This is a genomic window from Shewanella gelidii, from assembly GCF_014647855.1.
Lineage (GTDB): Bacteria > Pseudomonadota > Gammaproteobacteria > Enterobacterales > Shewanellaceae > Shewanella > Shewanella gelidii.
Window position 1 is genome coordinate 147,999 of record NZ_BMPZ01000006.1, and the last position, 15,360, is coordinate 163,358.

Here is a 15,360-nt window from a genome sequence, read left to right on the forward strand (position 1 = left end):
AGTGAAAATGCACTTAAATCAAAAACTGACCGTAATAACCCCTCGCTAAAAAACGAAAGACCTACGAGTACAGCACATAAACTAATGACCCAGTAATTCATAAAAGCCCCGCTAACTGAAGGCTACATCATAATCAACAACGTCAGTATTCAACCAATATCTGTTTTGTATAACAAATATCTCATTGTTCTAGTTTTTGGATGACTCTCACTTCCGCGTTTGTTTAGATATGCCATACACTTGGCTGAGTACAATCTCGGTAGTTTCAACTGCCATTCACCATGAAAAAGCCAGCAGATGAGGCTGCTGGCTTTAAATCGGTAACGAACAAAAATAAGCGTTTTAATTACGCCATCTAAATTATATCTTTCTGGCCTTTGCGATATCTTGCTCTTCGTCTGTGCCAAAAATCGAATGCCACGCTTTGCGAAGAAAGGCTTTGATATCTTCGATAAACAGGTACAGACAAGGAATCAGCAACAAGGTCACGATGGTTGCAAATAACACCCCAAATGCGAGAGAAACAGCCATCGGGATGACCATTTGTGCTTGCATGCTGGTCTCCGTCATGATCGGCACTAAGCCGATAAAGGTGGTTAGAGAAGTTAGCAAAATCGCTCGGAAACGCTTGCAACCGGCATCGATCACCGCTTGACGCATCACGATGCCTCGACGACGTGCGTTATTGATATAATCAACCATGACCAGAGAGTCGTTCACGACAACACCAGCCGCTGCGATAATACCAAACATCGATAGGGCACTCAGATCTAACCCCAATACCATGTGCCCGAGTACCGAACCAATAATACCAAACGGGATCACCGCCATTATCATCAATGGTTGGGAGTATGATTTTAGCGGTACCGCGAGCAAGCTATAAATAATCAGCATCGAAATTACGAAATCGCGAAATTGCGTATCAGCGCTATCTAATTGCTCTTGGATATTCCCTGATACCTCACTACGAACTTTTGGATATTTGGCGAGTAGTTCGGGCATAAAGTTATCCCGAATGTCTTTCGCAATTTCAAAAGGCTCGGCTTGTGCTGCATCAACTGAACCCCAAACATTAATTGTTCGATTACCATTCTCACGGCGAATACTATTTACGCCTTTCGTCAGCTTAGTATTTGCGACTTCAGATAGTGGTATCTCAGCCCCGTCTCTGGTTTGAATTAATACATCCTGAACCTTGGCGATAGAATTCCGCTGTGATTCTGGATAGCGAACCATGACTTTAATTTCTTCACCATTACGAATAATACGTTGAGCTTCAAGGCCGTAGAAACTATTGCTGACTTGGGACGCGATATCAGCTAAAGATAAGCCCAAGCTTTTTGCTAATGGTTTCAGCTCAAACTGGATTTCTTTTGCACTCGATTGACGGCTATCGTTGACATCACCCACACCTTTCAGCGTATTGAGCTTATCCTTTAACGCTTGAGACGCCGCGATGAGTTGAGCTTCATCTTTCCCTTTTAGTCGGAAACTAATGTCACCATCATCACGACCACCACCGAATAGGTTATCTTGAATTTTGAAAGACTTCATGCCAGGTATACGCGGCATGGCTGCACGCCACAATTCAGCAAGCTCGAACGTGTCTAAAGGACGGATTGCCGGGTCAACCAGCTTGGTCATCACTTGCGCTGAGGTTCGGCCACGCAGATCCACTTGCATATCAGAAATCATGCCTTGGCCGTATTGCTGCTCGAGACTTCTATCGACTGTATATAGTGCTTGCTCAATTCTCATCGCAGCCTCGAGCGTCGAACGCTCCGAAGCATCGACATTCATTTCAAAACTGATCCGAGGGAAATCATGAGGGATTTTTGGCTGCCCCACATAACGAACGAGGCCACCTGCATACAATCCACCACAAATCATTGCAAAAGCAATAAAGCCCATAATGACGGTATAACGATATTTTAAGCCAACCGTTAGGGAAGGGCGGTAAACCTTTTCAATGTACCACTGTAAGCCACGGTCGACCTTTCCTTGGATGAAGTTCACACCGTTTCGTAACCAGTCAACCGGGTTTCTTGAGCCAGGTTTAACGATGGTTTTATGTTTCATTCGCGCTAAGTGAGCTGGCAAAATCAGTTTGGATTCAACCAAAGAGAACAGCAGGCATAGAATCACAACAAAGCCAATCGCTTGCCCAAATGCCGAAGAAGGGCCCGAATCCATGGTAATGGGTAGGAATGCGGCTATCGTGGTTAAAACACCAAAGGTTGCTGGCATAGCGACTCTTTGCACCCCCCGGATAACGCTGTCCAGTGATAGTCCTTTCTCTTCACATTCCGAGTGGGCGCTTTCGCCCATCACAATGGCATCGTCGACAACAATCCCCAGCACCAGAATAAACGCGAACAAACTAATAACGTTTATCGTCACGTTGATCATACCTATTGGCATAAAGAGCAAGGTACCAAGGAAACACACCGGCAGGCCCATCATCACCCAGAATGCAAGGCGTACCCGTAGGAATAAAGCAAGCATAATGAAAACAAGTACTGCACCTGACTTCATACTATCGAGCATTAAGTTGAGGCGTCCTTCAAGGTAGTAGGTCATATCAACCCAGGTTTCTAACTTAATTCCTTCTGGTAGTGCTTGTTGTTTTTCAGCGACGTATTCTTTCACGATGTCGGCAACATCAGTCATACTTTGGTCATTCGCGGCGCCGATAAAAAATGTCACAGAGTTCTTGCCATTAAACTTCGAATATTGGATCCCTTCTTGGAAGTCATCCTTAATCGTCGCGATATCGCCTAGCATAATGACGCTGCCATCACTCAAGGTGATCACGGGAATATCTTCAAACTCATAGCCTAAATACGCCTGATTTTGCACGCGAAGGTTGATATAACCGTTTTCTGCTCGAATTTGCCCCGCTGACATATTTCGGGAGTAACCACGAACCGCTTGAGCAACATCATTGAAACTCAGGCCATACTCTCTTAATTTGTTTTTGCTGACTTCAATTGCGATCTCATAACCTAAGCCACCATAAAATTCGGTTATGTTTACTTTTGGTAATTGAATCAATTCGTCGTGGATTTTATTCCCAAGCTCTTTCAATTGCCTTGGGGTCATGTCACCAAACAGGCTGATATACATGACTTCCTGTCGAAGTTTAATTCTTTCTACCGTCGGCCGTTCCATTCCCGAAGGAAAGCTCGAAATCGAATCGATCTGCGACTTTACTTCATTCAAAACAACTTCCGGATCATAAGAGTCTTCAACACGAAAGTAACCGTTAGAAACATTTCGATTTGAATAGGTGATCACGCGTTTTAGCCCTTGAACGGTTTCAAGCGCCTCCTCGATTTTAATGGTGATACCTTCTTCAACTTCTTGTGGCGCAGCGCCTGGATAGACGGCACTAAATTCAAGCCAGTTAATTTCAACTTGTGGGAAAAACTGTTTACGAATGGTGTTGGCAGTGAGCAACCCACCAATAATGATAATTATCATGAGCAGATTTGCTGCGACACTATTGCGCGCAAACCAAGCAATAAGGCCTTTTCTCGTATCTTCCATGGCTTATTCCTTGTTTCCAGCGTCAGCTATTTTAGTGTCTGATTCTGAAGCTTCACCTTCACTTTGTTCTTCCCTTAAGATTTTGTCTTCTGGGAGCGCTAAAGCCATTCCTTCAATCGGATAGTCAAGCGCTGAAGTAATCACTTTATCGCCGGCCTTTAAACCCGAGGAAATAACAACATTAGAATCGATTTGACGGACCACATTGACGGGCACAAATTTGAGCTGCTTTTCTTCGGTCATCACCGCGACTTTTCCATCGACGACTAAATGCCTAGGTTGCACCGTAACTTGGCCGGCAAAGTCACCCTCAATACGCGCGGTCACATAACTACCAAATCGTAATTCGTTTTTGGGTTGATTTAGGCCATAGGGGTCAGAAATTTCAGCGACAAGATAAGTCATTCGGCTGCGACTATCGATGACACCTTCATTACGTACGATTTTTCCAACCCACTCTTGTGGCTGACCTGCGTATTCACCCTGTATCGTAACCACAGCATTATGGCCACGATTACTTAGGTATTTAATTTCTTTGTCAGCGACGGGAAGACGAACTTCAGCAACAGAAACACTAAGCAGCTTTCCAATAGGGGAGCCGTTGTTAACGTAAGAACCTTGGCCAATTGCTCTACTTTCGATTAAAGCATCGTAAGGGGCACGTATAGTTGTGCGCTCCAAGTTTCGACGCGCTCTTTTTAAACCGGCTTCCGCAGATTTTTGCTTTGCAAGTTCTTGGGCAAGTTGAGGCTTACGTAAACTGAGTGCTGTTGGTTTGCCCTGTTTGATGCGAGACCACTCATCCTCAGCTACTTTACCGAAGGCTTTCTCTTGTACGAGCGCCGCATTGGCTTGGGCTAAATTTGCTTCTGCATCCGTCAAAGCGGCTTCATAATCACTTGGATCAATTTTTGCGAGAATATCGCCTTTTTTAACAAACCCACCTCGAATAAAGCTTTCGGATAAATAAACGATTTCACCGGCAATTTGCGAAACCAAATTCGTTTCGTATTTAGCACTCACGACCCCATGAGACCGTACGTTAAATGTACGTTCATCGTAAGTAACATCTTTTACCGCAACAATGGGAGTATTATCGACGATTGGCTTTTCTTCTGGTGGTTTTTTCATCGCTTTGAAACCGGCAAACCCAGCGCCGCCAATGGCTAGTATCAAAATAGGCAGGATAATTTGTTTCTTTGTGGCCACGAAGACTTCCTCTTGCTGAAGTAGCTTTTTATTATTTATGAATGAGTTAGAAGCAATTTAAATGTTAGGGTTAACATTTAAACAACAAAAATGCTTTACTTTAAGAATATGTTAAAGGATATGGGGTTGAGATACAGTTTGATAATGTAAACTAGTGTGTCATGAGAAACATATTATGGCTTTATTGCGCTTTAAAAATGAACAGCTCAACTTTTAAGTGCAATGACCTCTATACGGGTGGAGTCAAATTGGGGGGGCTGGCTGAGCATTGAAAGCCACAGCCGCTGATGTACATCCCAATAAAGTGCTCTCAACGACCACAGCAGGCCTTAAACTTTTTCCCACTGCCGCAAACACAAGGGCAATTACGACCCACCTTCGCTTCGGCTTTAACTGCAACTGGCTTTTGGTTAAAGAAAGTCCATTGCTCAATATTTTCTTCTGTGTCTGCATTCACAACTATTGTGGCGAACATCGTTTGCGCTTCAATTAGTTGCTGTAGCTCATCGGCTCTTTGTTGAGTCTGTACAGACAATTCAAAAGGGTGCTCTTTGGTTCCGATTTTTTTAGTACGGTTGGTATTGTAACCAAAGCTTTGGTGCTTGGGTTTGGGGGTTTTACGCCCTTTAAAAAAAAACTTGTCTGACATCGTTGCATTCACTCATTTAAAATAGCTGGCGAGGATATAACAGAATGCTGTTACTTGCATGGCTATTTAGCGTATTCAATAAACTTTAGCCGAAAATCCCTTGTTTAGACTAAATAAGGTGTCGAAATCATCTCAACATTTGCTAAAATGCAGCCAAATTTTTTTATAGGAAATTCCATGTCTACTTATACCCTTGGCCATAAAATCCCTGATAGTGATTCAATTATTGGTGCAATTGCACTGGCATACCTTAAAAATCAAATCGGTGAAGAAGCGACTGCGGCTCGCCAAGGCGATATTACTCCTGAAACTCAATTCATCTTGGACCGCTTTGAGCTTGAAGCGCCGGTTTTAAAAACAAGTTTTGCAGGTGATAATCTATATTTGGTGGACTTTTCTGATAGAGCCCAAGGCCCTGATGACCTTGATGAAGCGACGGTTCTTGGCATTATTGATCATCACAAACTTGGCGACATTACTACCACTGTGCCGCTCGAGTGCTGGATCCGACCTGTAGGGTGCAGCAATACCATCATTAAAATGATGTATGACTTCCATAATGTGGAAATTCCACAAAATATTGCAGCAGGCATGTTGTGTGCAATTTTAAGCGATACCGTTATCTTTAAATCACCAACCTGTACGACGGCTGATATCCGTTGTGTTGAAGCATTAGCTGCGATTGCTGGTGTTGCGGATTTTGAAGCCTTGGGTATGGATATGTTTAAGGTTAAATCTGCGGTTGAAGGTACACCAGTTCGTGACCTAGTAACGCGTGATTTTAAAGATTTCAATATGAACGGTAACAAAATTGGTATTGGACAGCTTGAAGTAATCGATTTATCAGTGTTTGACGAGATTAAGCAAGCGTTGGCTGCTGACATTGTTGCGTTAAAACAAGAAGGTGAGCGCCACTCTGTTTTGTTACTGCTGACCGACATCATGAAAGAAGGCTCAGAGCTTCTCATTGTTTCTGATGACGAGAATCTAGCACAGCGTGCATTTTCGGTTGCAGAGACTGACGGTAACATTTGGTTAGACGGTGTTTTAAGCCGTAAGAAGCAAGTTGTACCACCTCTGGAAGCTGCATTAGCTTAACCGCGCACCCATCAGGCAGCGGTTCGCGATTTATCACATCTGTGTTTGTATAAATCCAAATATTTTGAAAGCCACTCGTTATTGAGTGGCTTTTTTGTTGAACAAATACAAACTTGTATTCCGGTTTTACAGGCGTATGCTAAAACTTAGAACCATGGAACGACTAAAAGGAATTGCGCATGAGCAAACTAAAAACCATATATACATTTTCTATTGCCTTACTCATTACAGCGCTGCCCACTGACACTTATGCCGATTCTTGGTGGGAAACTGCAAAATCAATTTTGTCTCAGGAAGAAACCAAAGATATAGCGAGTGCATTACCGTTAGAAAACAGTGAGATTGAGCAGGCATTTCGTCAGGCCCTTTCACAGGGCGCTAAAGATGTTGTTGCTCAAGTGAGTCAACCAGGGGGATTTAATAATGACCCTTCTATCCATGTACCACTCCCCCCAGAACTTAAACAAATTCATGGCATTATGGATAAGTTTGGTTTTGCATTTTTGCTCGATGATTTGGAGTCCAAACTGAATTTGGCTGCGGAAAAAGCATCGCCCAAAGCGCAGGCCTTATTTGTTGATGCAATTGAAAAAATGAGTTTTGAAGATATTCAGCGGATATATCAAGGGCCGAGTGATTCAGCAACTCAATATTTTAAAAAAGTGATGTCTGAGCCGCTTGGCAATCAAATGCGCCCTATAATTGATGCGAGTATACAGGACGTTGGTGCAGTTCAGGCGTTTGACAAGGTAATGAAAGAATACGAACAACTGCCCTTTATGCCGGACGTGAAAGCAAATTTAACCGATCATGTGGTCGAGAAGGGCATGGCAGGTCTATTTTTGTATATGGCGCAGCAAGAAGCAGAGATCCGCGAGAACCCAGCGAAACACACAACGGATTTATTGAAAAAAGTATTTGGTGAATAGCCTTTAATAGAATGCAGGGCACAGAACATTTTGTTGGCTTGTGCCCTAAGCTATTTTAGTGATGTTCTGGTTATATAAATCTGCGTATTTCGTTTTATGCTGCGTAAAAAGAAATCGTCTTAGTAGTTCTCGATCTTCCGATAACGCGGTAATCTTAGCCGCCATAACACCATTTTCATTGCGCACTGGCTGATACTCTAGTGCGACTTTTTCGCCATCAGGTAAAATCAAATGTGCAGATTTTGGGGACTCATCCGCTGCATTTTCTAGAGATTTGAAGGTTAGGCCTGATGCAGATAAAGACAGGACGTCGATTGACTCTTCCGTTTCACTATCGATTACTTTGACATCTGAAACATTGGTTAAACGCCAACTGCGTTCATTACCGCTAATATCGACAACTTCAGGTATACCCAGTGTTGGCACGATTTGGCCCAAATCATCGCGATTTAACATGAGTGGAAACCACAAACGGTAATGACTAATCTCAGCTAATAAGGTTAATTTGGATTTACCGAGGATACTTGTAAGCATTTTAGGCACGTCAGCAGTTACGCTCACGATGCGGTGGGCACTATTTGGATCATTAATCGCAGGATCTGATTCAGTAGCAGAAAACAGATCACTGAAAAGAGCAAGCTCTTCTTCAGTTAACTTACTTTTCATCGAATCACTCCTTAACTGATGCAAAAGTAGTACAAATTTACCACAGCGTGGTATGAGTAACAAACAATATGCAGCAATCTATACTTTTTATAATGAAGTTAATCAAACAATTACTTAAAAAGACCGAGTTGATCAGCTAAAAATTCCCTACATCAAGGTAAAAAAGTTCCACATTTTGTTTTCCTATTACAAAAATTAGCTCTTAGTAAAGGCAAATTACTGATTGTTTTATCGTTTTTACTGCAGTTTTTGTCGATCTATTACTACAAATTGAATCACCTAAACCATTGCCAATTTTGTTGTGAGAGCTGCTATAATACGCCGCCTCGCGTTAACAGAGAACTGACCATGCCGTTTACTCAATTGGGCCTGAATAGCCAATTAGTCGCTAATCTAAAACAAATTTCTTATCAGCAGCCAACGCCCATTCAGAGCAAAGCTATCCCTGCCATATTCAAAGGTCGCGATCTCCTTGCAGTCGCCGAGACCGGAACAGGCAAAACAGCGAGTTTTGTGCTGCCTATATTAAATCAATTGATGAAAGGCCAAACCCAAAAGCGTAAACGGGTGAGGGGGCTTATCCTCGTTCCGACTAGGGAACTTGCAAATCAAGTCGAACAAAGCATCCAAAGTTATGCAAAAAATACGTCATTAACGAGCCTAGCCATGTACGGCGGTGTCGAGAGTCAAACGCAGAAAAAAGCTTTAATCGATGGATGCGATATCCTCGTCGCGACACCGGGTCGATTGTTAGACATGTACACCCAGCGCGCGGTTTACTTTGAAGAGATAGAGTTTTTAGTGCTAGATGAAGCAGACCGTATGCTAGATATGGGTTTCATTGAAGACATCAATAAGATCATCGATAAATTACCTCTTGAGCGACAAAATTTGCTTTTTTCGGCGACCTTATCAAAAAAGGTAAAAGCGTTAGCGAAAACTGCTATCCAAAACCCGATTGAAATTAATACCACGCCAAAGCAAAAGTCGATACAAATTGAGCAATGGTTAACTACTGTAGATAAAGATAAAAAATCGGCCTTATTGAGCCATCTTATTCAACAAAACCAATGGCAGCAGGCTTTAATCTTTATTGAAACCAAACAAGGTGCAGCCAAGCTGGTTAGTCAGTTAGAAAAACGAGATATAAAAGCAGACTGTATCCATAGTGGTAAAAGTCAGTTGATCCGAGAACAAATACTGGCAGACTTTAAAGCAGGCCGGATACAGTACCTTATCGCTACCGGTGTCGCAGCTCGTGGGCTAGATATTCAAGGATTAGAACTGGTCATTAATTATGATTTACCCTTTCCTGCTGAGAATTATGTACACCGCATTGGTCGGACTGGTCGAGCAGGACAGAAAGGACAAGCAATTTCTCTCGTTTCAAAAGATGACTTTAAAAATTTATGCATGATTGAAAGCCTTGTTGGCCACCTAATTGAGCGCAGGGTGATTGAAGGGTTCGAACCCAAAAAAATCGTGCCGATTTCTGTGCTAAATTTTGTGCCCAAGCACAAGCGGAATACCGCTGAATCACAAAATAAAGCAACGTCTCAAAAGGCAAACAACCACATTAATAAAAAACCACGCTCCGAAGCGAAAGCGAACGCAGCAAAAGAAAAAAATACTAAAAAGGCCACGGATGATTTAAACCCTTGGAATTTATAGACTAAAGTCAGGTATGAGACCATTTTATCTTTGTCCATGACAGGCAATATTTTTCGAAGCCGTATTCGACAATGAGCAATGGTAAGCAATGAGGAGGGTACGTGACAGCGTTTGTTCAACAACCGATCTTGTATTCTCTCAAAAACTGCCCTTATGCCATGCGTGCGCGTTTAGCGATTTATACGTCGGGAAATCAAGTTCGCTTACGAGAAGTTTCGCTTAAAAATAAACCATCAGCAATGCTTAGCATGTCGGCAAAAGGGACCGTACCGGTGCTTGTGCTTTCAGAGTCGCGGGTTATTGATGAAAGTATACAAATCATGCGCTGGGCATTTGAAAATTCATGTAACGATGCTTTGGGCTCTGAAAACTCGCAAGAATACCTCAACGGGATAACAAAGCGGATGATTGAATTCGACACGGCGTTTATTCCTTGTTTAGAGGCCTATCGCAGTGCAAAGCGCTATCACGACGCAACGTTATTACAAACCCGTCAGGCATGTGAAGTATTTATTCAAGAACTAGAAAGCCAGCTTACACGCCATCAGTTTTTGCTTTCGAATACTCAAAGTTTGCTTGATTTAGCCGTTTTACCTTTCATCCGACAATTCTCACGTGTTGAGCGGCAGTGGTATTTGCAATCGCCTTATCCCAATTTGCGACGATGGCTACAAAGCTATTTGCAAAGCCAATTGTTTAGCAAGGTCATGGTGCACCAAAATTTGTGGCTTGATACCAAAGAGGAACTGATTTTTGGCCAATAAAAGTCAGGAAGTTTTGCGCGCTTCTTGCAAATTCGTCAACAAATTATTAGGGATGCATTTGCTGTTAAATCTGGCTTTATGAAAGGAAATCAACAGACAAAGCCACATTCACAAATACAAATCGCACAAAATAACTCCAATTAAAATAAAAACAGTAAAACTGTGATGTATTGTCCTTGACCCTACTAGGGTTCAAGCATCATGCTTAACTTGTCCTAAACTGTACTCAGTACTGCATTCAATCGGGAAACAACGTGGCTACAAACCAGCTTGATAATGGCAAAAATATTGTAATACGCACCCTAAAAACAATGGCAAAAGTCGATGCCAATTTGGCGACGGATGTCGAGCAAGTGATTACGCTGCTCCAGGATGAAAAGAACCCGAAAACAATAGAGCGAACGTTACAGAATTTTCAAATGACCATTGTCAATTCTAAGAACGCAGAAGACGTCTCAAAAAGAGCTGCACAAAAGAAATTTAAAAAATTATTAGAAAAACTAGCCAATAAATCAGATTTACCGGTCCACTTTTCTCAGTCTTTAAAGACCATACTTAGTACAAACTTAGCAGACAGCACTTCTATTTTAGAAGAAGTAGGACAAGCCTTCAGTCAAATTACCACCGAGTTGGCATTATCTGGAGAAGAAGGTCACGTCGAGTCAAAGGGCAAAAAGAAAGACCTCAATAACTTCACTGCCGCGGATTTTAGTTGGACTGGCCGCTCCATTTTAAGTGGCATTAAGCCAATTTTAAAATCATTAGCAAACCAATACCCTGAAAACAGCGACGTGAAAGGGTTGCAGCATAAATGTACACAACTCGAAAAGAATTCAAATCTAGACGTTTTCCAAGTCGTAGAGCTGATGGAAGGCACATCAAATTTGGTGACGGTATTATCGAGTGCGCAAGCCAATCGCGACACTTCATTTTTAGCTCAAATCAATAAAGATTTATTGCAAATTCATAGTGCGATGAACCAGCTTGAGTCCACTCAAAATGAATTTAGTCAGAACCAAGGTAAAAGCCTACAAGAGCTAGAGAATAGCCTAAAGCATTTCGAAAAATTAAGTGAAGACGCTACCAACCTGCCACAACTTAAAAAAAGCTTTGCTGAAAATATTGGCGCGATGAAAGGCAACATTGGAACTCTAGTACAACAGCATCAAGAGTACAAACAAGAACAAGAGGCCCGATTTAGTAAAGTTAAACAGCAACTAAAAACGTCTCTTAAAGAACAAGACAAATTGCGGATCAGTTTAGAAGTGTCGGAACAAGCCTCACTACTTGATGAGCTTACCCAAGTTGGCAATCGCAAGGCTTATCACAATGCTACGGTCGAAACCGATGAACAATACCAAGACGAATTCAACTCAGTTGTTTCTTCAATCATCATCTTAGACATTGATCGGTTTAAAGGGATTAATGATCAGTACGGGCATGAGCTTGGGGATAGGGTGCTCGTACGGATTGCGAATATATTGAAAAAACGTACTGAAACCTTGCGTAAAAAAGTTAATTGCCAGCTGTCTCGTTATGGCGGTGAAGAATTTGTTATTGTAATGCCAGCAACACCTACAAAAAAAGCTGCGCTCATTGCAGAGCTCATACGTCAGGAGATTGGCAGCTATGAGTTTGAAGATGACGATGGCGAACCCATCATTATTACTTGTACCTGCGGTGTAGCGGAATATAGCCCGCTATACAATAAAGCAGATGAAGTTTTTAAACTTGCTGATAAATGTTTATATCTCGGCAAGAGCTCTGGACGAGATCAAGTCCGCTATTTTCACCGTGGTGAAGCAGTTTTATACACAATAGCACCACAAAAATCGTCGTAATAACGCAACACCGCATGGATTTGTTTTACAAACTCGCTAAATGGCCGTCGTAAAATCTGTGTAACAAGCGTGCCGGAAATCGTTCAAGAAAATCCCATGATTTTTATACGAATATATTGGGTTTTATCCAAAAAACTGAAGTGCCGTTTAGTGAATATAAACGGCTAACTGTCGTGTCTCCCCAAGCGCAATGCGGTGTAGAATTATTGCTTGAACCAATCGCTTTCTAACCAGCTCAATTGTACCAAAAGGCTTTGAAAGAAGCTGGTATTCCCTAGACAACATTCGCTGTCGGCGTTATTAACGAAGAATACGCTCGACTAACAAAGCGTGGCGTTGAATTTTCAATTGTTCCGAAGGAAGCAGCAAAGGTTATCATTGCGGTATTGGATGATACGTGTGGTAATTACTTCCAAATAATGAAGCAACTATAAAAGTGTGAGTGGATAAGGATGCTCTTAATTACACCTATGTGTGCCTGAGTTATTTTTTAGTATGCGTTCAATGTGGTTAAATAGCATGCCTTACCTGCCATCAGCGCGACACGGGAAATCTGGAAAAGCTATTTGGAGTTCAATATGTCAAAAATAGACAAGAAATCAGGAAGTTGTATTTGTGGGTCTGTACGTATTACCGCAATAAACCCCAGTATTAAGGTTGGTGCATGTCATTGTGGAACCTGTCGAAAATGGGGAGGTGGGCCATTCATGGAAATTGATTGCGGGACAGACATATTGTTCGAAGGCGAAGAATATATCACAATCTTTAATTCTTCAATTTGGGCAGAACGCGGCTTTTGTAAAAAGTGTGGCAGTCATTTGTTTTATCGCTTGAAAGAAACTCAACAACACATGCTCGCCGTAGGACTCTTCGATGACCAGGAAGAGTTAGTTTTTGATAATCAGGTGTTTATTGATAGAAAACCTTCGTTTTACAGTTTCTCAAACAAAACAAAAAATTTGACTGAGAAACAAGTTTTCGAAATGTATGGCCCTTTATAAAAAGCCGCATAACAGGCATTTTTCTGAGAAGGAATAGCACATATTCGATTACCCATGCTTCTCAATTGTGACGACTATAGCCCAGAGCCTGATGCCCAGAGCAGCTTAGGGGGGTAAACTAACTTTACTTTATGGAACATTATGGTGTATCCCCAGTTCAAACTAAGAGTTATGTCACGGGACTTACATAAAGGCTTATTAACAGTGAATATCTACTCAATAAATTTGGCGCGTTTTTTCAACCTAGGAGATAGGGTAAGGCCCCAACGATACAATTCAGATTTACTGTAAATATATTCTCCTCTGATTGGCGTGGTAACCTTTGGTATTCTTCCCGTGGCAAGGCTTTCGTTTAAAATTAGCGCTGCATGTTTTCCCTGATCATATCCTCGCATCAATAAACCTCCTATCGCTTTACCCTTTCCTACGGAGTACTTCCAAAAGGCGAAAAGAGGAATAGAGCTATGTTGACTGGTCCACCGCGAAGTACTATCAAGAGGTACCTGCTTATCATTGTCATCTTTAAGTGCTGCGTAATTTGAAATTATAAGTGCATCATAATCTTTGTCAGAAATAGTATTGACCTTATTTTTCCAATCGCTGTAGCTATTGGTGAGGTATGTATCAACCACATAGTTACTGCGATGTATTGCACTTTTTCCATAAAGCGAGGTTTGAATAATGGCGTCTGATGTTACCCCATTGTCCATCATCAGTAAGATTTTCTTTGTTTTCGGAGTTAAGATATGAAAAATTGAAGCAGCTGAACGCTCTAACAGGGGCCTTTCTAGTACTCCGGTAACATTTAGTGGTAGAACGCCACTGGAGAAATAGAGCCTTGGATTATTATTAATCCCCATGAAAACCACAGGAATATTTAGTTTGCTAATTGAATCTCCCAGCAACCTTAAAGCATTGTCATCCATCAGCACAACAATATCAGGCTTTCGGCGTTGCACCTCGTCCAACGCCGATAGGGCCTTTTGTCTAAATTCGCTAGGAGGAATGCGCTTGGTGTCCATCTCAAAATAGTCGACGTCATGCTTTGGATCGACATGCTCGTCAAAGCCCTGCCGGCATTCTGCACTCCATGTGTAATCTGAGTGATAACTATTGATGATCAAAACCTTGTCCGCCGTTGAAAAAGGACTCCAGAACAGCAGGAAAATAAAATAATATTTAATATAATAGCGTCGCATGATACCCGCTCATAATATCTTGTTGAGCATGTCGATTCGTAAATGAGTTTTACAAGCCGATTCCGGAAAATGTAATTCCCCATGCCGATGTATTACTTCATTGTAGTTGAACCATATTCGTAACTGTAATGATTAAGCTATTTATGTCTTCATTTGAGTCAGCGACCTCGCCGCTGGAGTGTTGGTTTCACCTGTTGATGGCGTGGTCGAAGAGCTCGTTATCGCCTCCATTGGTGGTGTGGTGACGCCAGCTCAGGAGCTTCTTAAAATTGTACCCATTAGTGAACGAGGTAAACAGCAATTAGAAGTGGAGGCAGGACTGCTCAATAAAGATATTGGCTTTGATCATACTGGTCAAGTTGTTGAAATCAAAGTAGACAGTTTTCCTTTTACTAAATATGGGGTCATTGATGGTGAGGTTACAGATATTTCTGCCGATGCGAGTGAACATGAGCAACTAGGGTTACTTTTTCCTTTAAAGGCGTCACTGGCAACCGGCCGAATTAAGGTTAATGGTAAGTGGATCAATTTAAAACCTGGTATGTCTGTCACAGTAGAAATTAAAACTGGTACCCGACGTCTAATGGAGTTTTTATTAGCACCATTAATGCGTGGAGTGAGTGAAGGAGCGCGCGAGCGTTAAACTATCAGTCAACCTGCAATATATTTAGTAACCCTATATGCATTCGGGATGGTCGGCCATGGGCTACAATGGTGCGCCCTGGTACTTCGAATTTGTGATCGTGGGTATTGCAGTCAGCACGCTTGGCCTAATGCGTTTATT

Annotated in this window: 12 protein-coding genes; 7 read left to right on the plus strand and 5 right to left on the minus strand. The window is 42.0% G+C overall.

The window, feature by feature from the left end; translation table 11 throughout:
* Positions 1-360: 360 nt before the first annotated feature.
* The 3 genes from IEY18_RS12150 to IEY18_RS12160 form a co-directional block, all read right to left on the minus strand.
* The gene (locus IEY18_RS12150) at positions 361-3,549 is read right to left on the minus strand and encodes an efflux RND transporter permease subunit (RefSeq protein WP_188921182.1); all 3,189 of its coding nucleotides are present in this window, start codon (positions 3,547-3,549) and stop codon (positions 361-363) included.
* 3 nt (positions 3,550-3,552) lie between these two features.
* Complete coding sequence (locus tag IEY18_RS12155; protein WP_188921184.1) at positions 3,553-4,758, minus strand: efflux RND transporter periplasmic adaptor subunit; 1,206 nt, start codon at positions 4,756-4,758, stop codon at positions 3,553-3,555.
* A 310-nt stretch (positions 4,759-5,068) separates the two neighbouring features.
* A complete protein-coding gene (locus tag IEY18_RS12160; protein WP_188921186.1) occupies positions 5,069-5,407 on the minus strand; it encodes a PBPRA1643 family SWIM/SEC-C metal-binding motif protein in 339 nt (112 codons plus the stop codon).
* Positions 5,408-5,584: 177 nt separating this feature from the next.
* On the opposite strand from IEY18_RS12160, the gene IEY18_RS12165 reads away from it, so the two are divergent.
* Both IEY18_RS12165 and IEY18_RS12170 read left to right on the plus strand, forming a co-directional pair.
* Positions 5,585-6,505, plus strand: a complete 921-nt coding sequence (locus IEY18_RS12165; RefSeq protein ID WP_188921187.1) for a manganese-dependent inorganic pyrophosphatase — start codon at positions 5,585-5,587, stop codon at positions 6,503-6,505.
* Positions 6,506-6,684: 179 nt separating this feature from the next.
* Positions 6,685-7,434: a DUF4197 domain-containing protein gene (locus IEY18_RS12170; RefSeq protein ID WP_188921189.1), complete on the plus strand. Its 750-nt coding sequence runs from the start codon at positions 6,685-6,687 to the stop codon at positions 7,432-7,434.
* 45 nt (positions 7,435-7,479) lie between these two features.
* On the opposite strand, the gene IEY18_RS12175 is transcribed toward IEY18_RS12170, so the two are convergent.
* On the minus strand, positions 7,480-8,100 hold the full coding sequence (locus tag IEY18_RS12175) for a hypothetical protein (protein WP_188921192.1): 621 nt from the start codon (positions 8,098-8,100) through the stop codon (positions 7,480-7,482).
* Between the two features lie 348 nt (positions 8,101-8,448).
* Here IEY18_RS12175 and IEY18_RS12180 point away from each other — a divergent pair, with 348 nt between their 5' ends.
* The 4 genes from IEY18_RS12180 to IEY18_RS12195 all read left to right on the plus strand — a co-directional run bounded on the left by IEY18_RS12180 (position 8,449) and on the right by IEY18_RS12195 (position 13,377).
* Entirely contained in the window at positions 8,449-9,771 is a 1,323-nt protein-coding gene (locus IEY18_RS12180) for a DEAD/DEAH box helicase (RefSeq protein WP_188921194.1), read from the plus strand.
* Between the two features lie 101 nt (positions 9,772-9,872).
* The gene (locus IEY18_RS12185; protein WP_229779848.1) at positions 9,873-10,535 is read left to right on the plus strand and encodes a glutathione S-transferase; all 663 of its coding nucleotides are present in this window, start codon (positions 9,873-9,875) and stop codon (positions 10,533-10,535) included.
* A 254-nt stretch (positions 10,536-10,789) separates the two neighbouring features.
* Complete coding sequence (locus IEY18_RS12190) at positions 10,790-12,376, plus strand: GGDEF domain-containing protein (RefSeq protein ID WP_188921196.1); 1,587 nt, start codon at positions 10,790-10,792, stop codon at positions 12,374-12,376.
* 578 nt (positions 12,377-12,954) lie between these two features.
* Positions 12,955-13,377, plus strand: coding sequence for a GFA family protein (locus IEY18_RS12195; protein WP_188921198.1), 423 nt, complete (start codon positions 12,955-12,957; stop codon positions 13,375-13,377).
* A gap of 212 nt (positions 13,378-13,589) precedes the next feature.
* On the opposite strand, the gene IEY18_RS12200 is transcribed toward IEY18_RS12195, so the two are convergent.
* Entirely contained in the window at positions 13,590-14,576 is a 987-nt protein-coding gene (locus tag IEY18_RS12200) for an ABC transporter substrate-binding protein (protein ID WP_188921200.1), read from the minus strand.
* A 178-nt stretch (positions 14,577-14,754) separates the two neighbouring features.
* On the opposite strand from IEY18_RS12200, the gene IEY18_RS12205 reads away from it, so the two are divergent.
* Positions 14,755-15,219 carry a beta-barrel domain-containing protein gene (locus IEY18_RS12205; RefSeq protein ID WP_188921202.1) on the plus strand — a complete coding sequence of 155 codons (465 nt, stop codon included), beginning with the start codon at positions 14,755-14,757 and terminating at the stop codon, positions 15,217-15,219.
* The last annotated feature ends 141 nt before the right edge of the window (positions 15,220-15,360 follow it).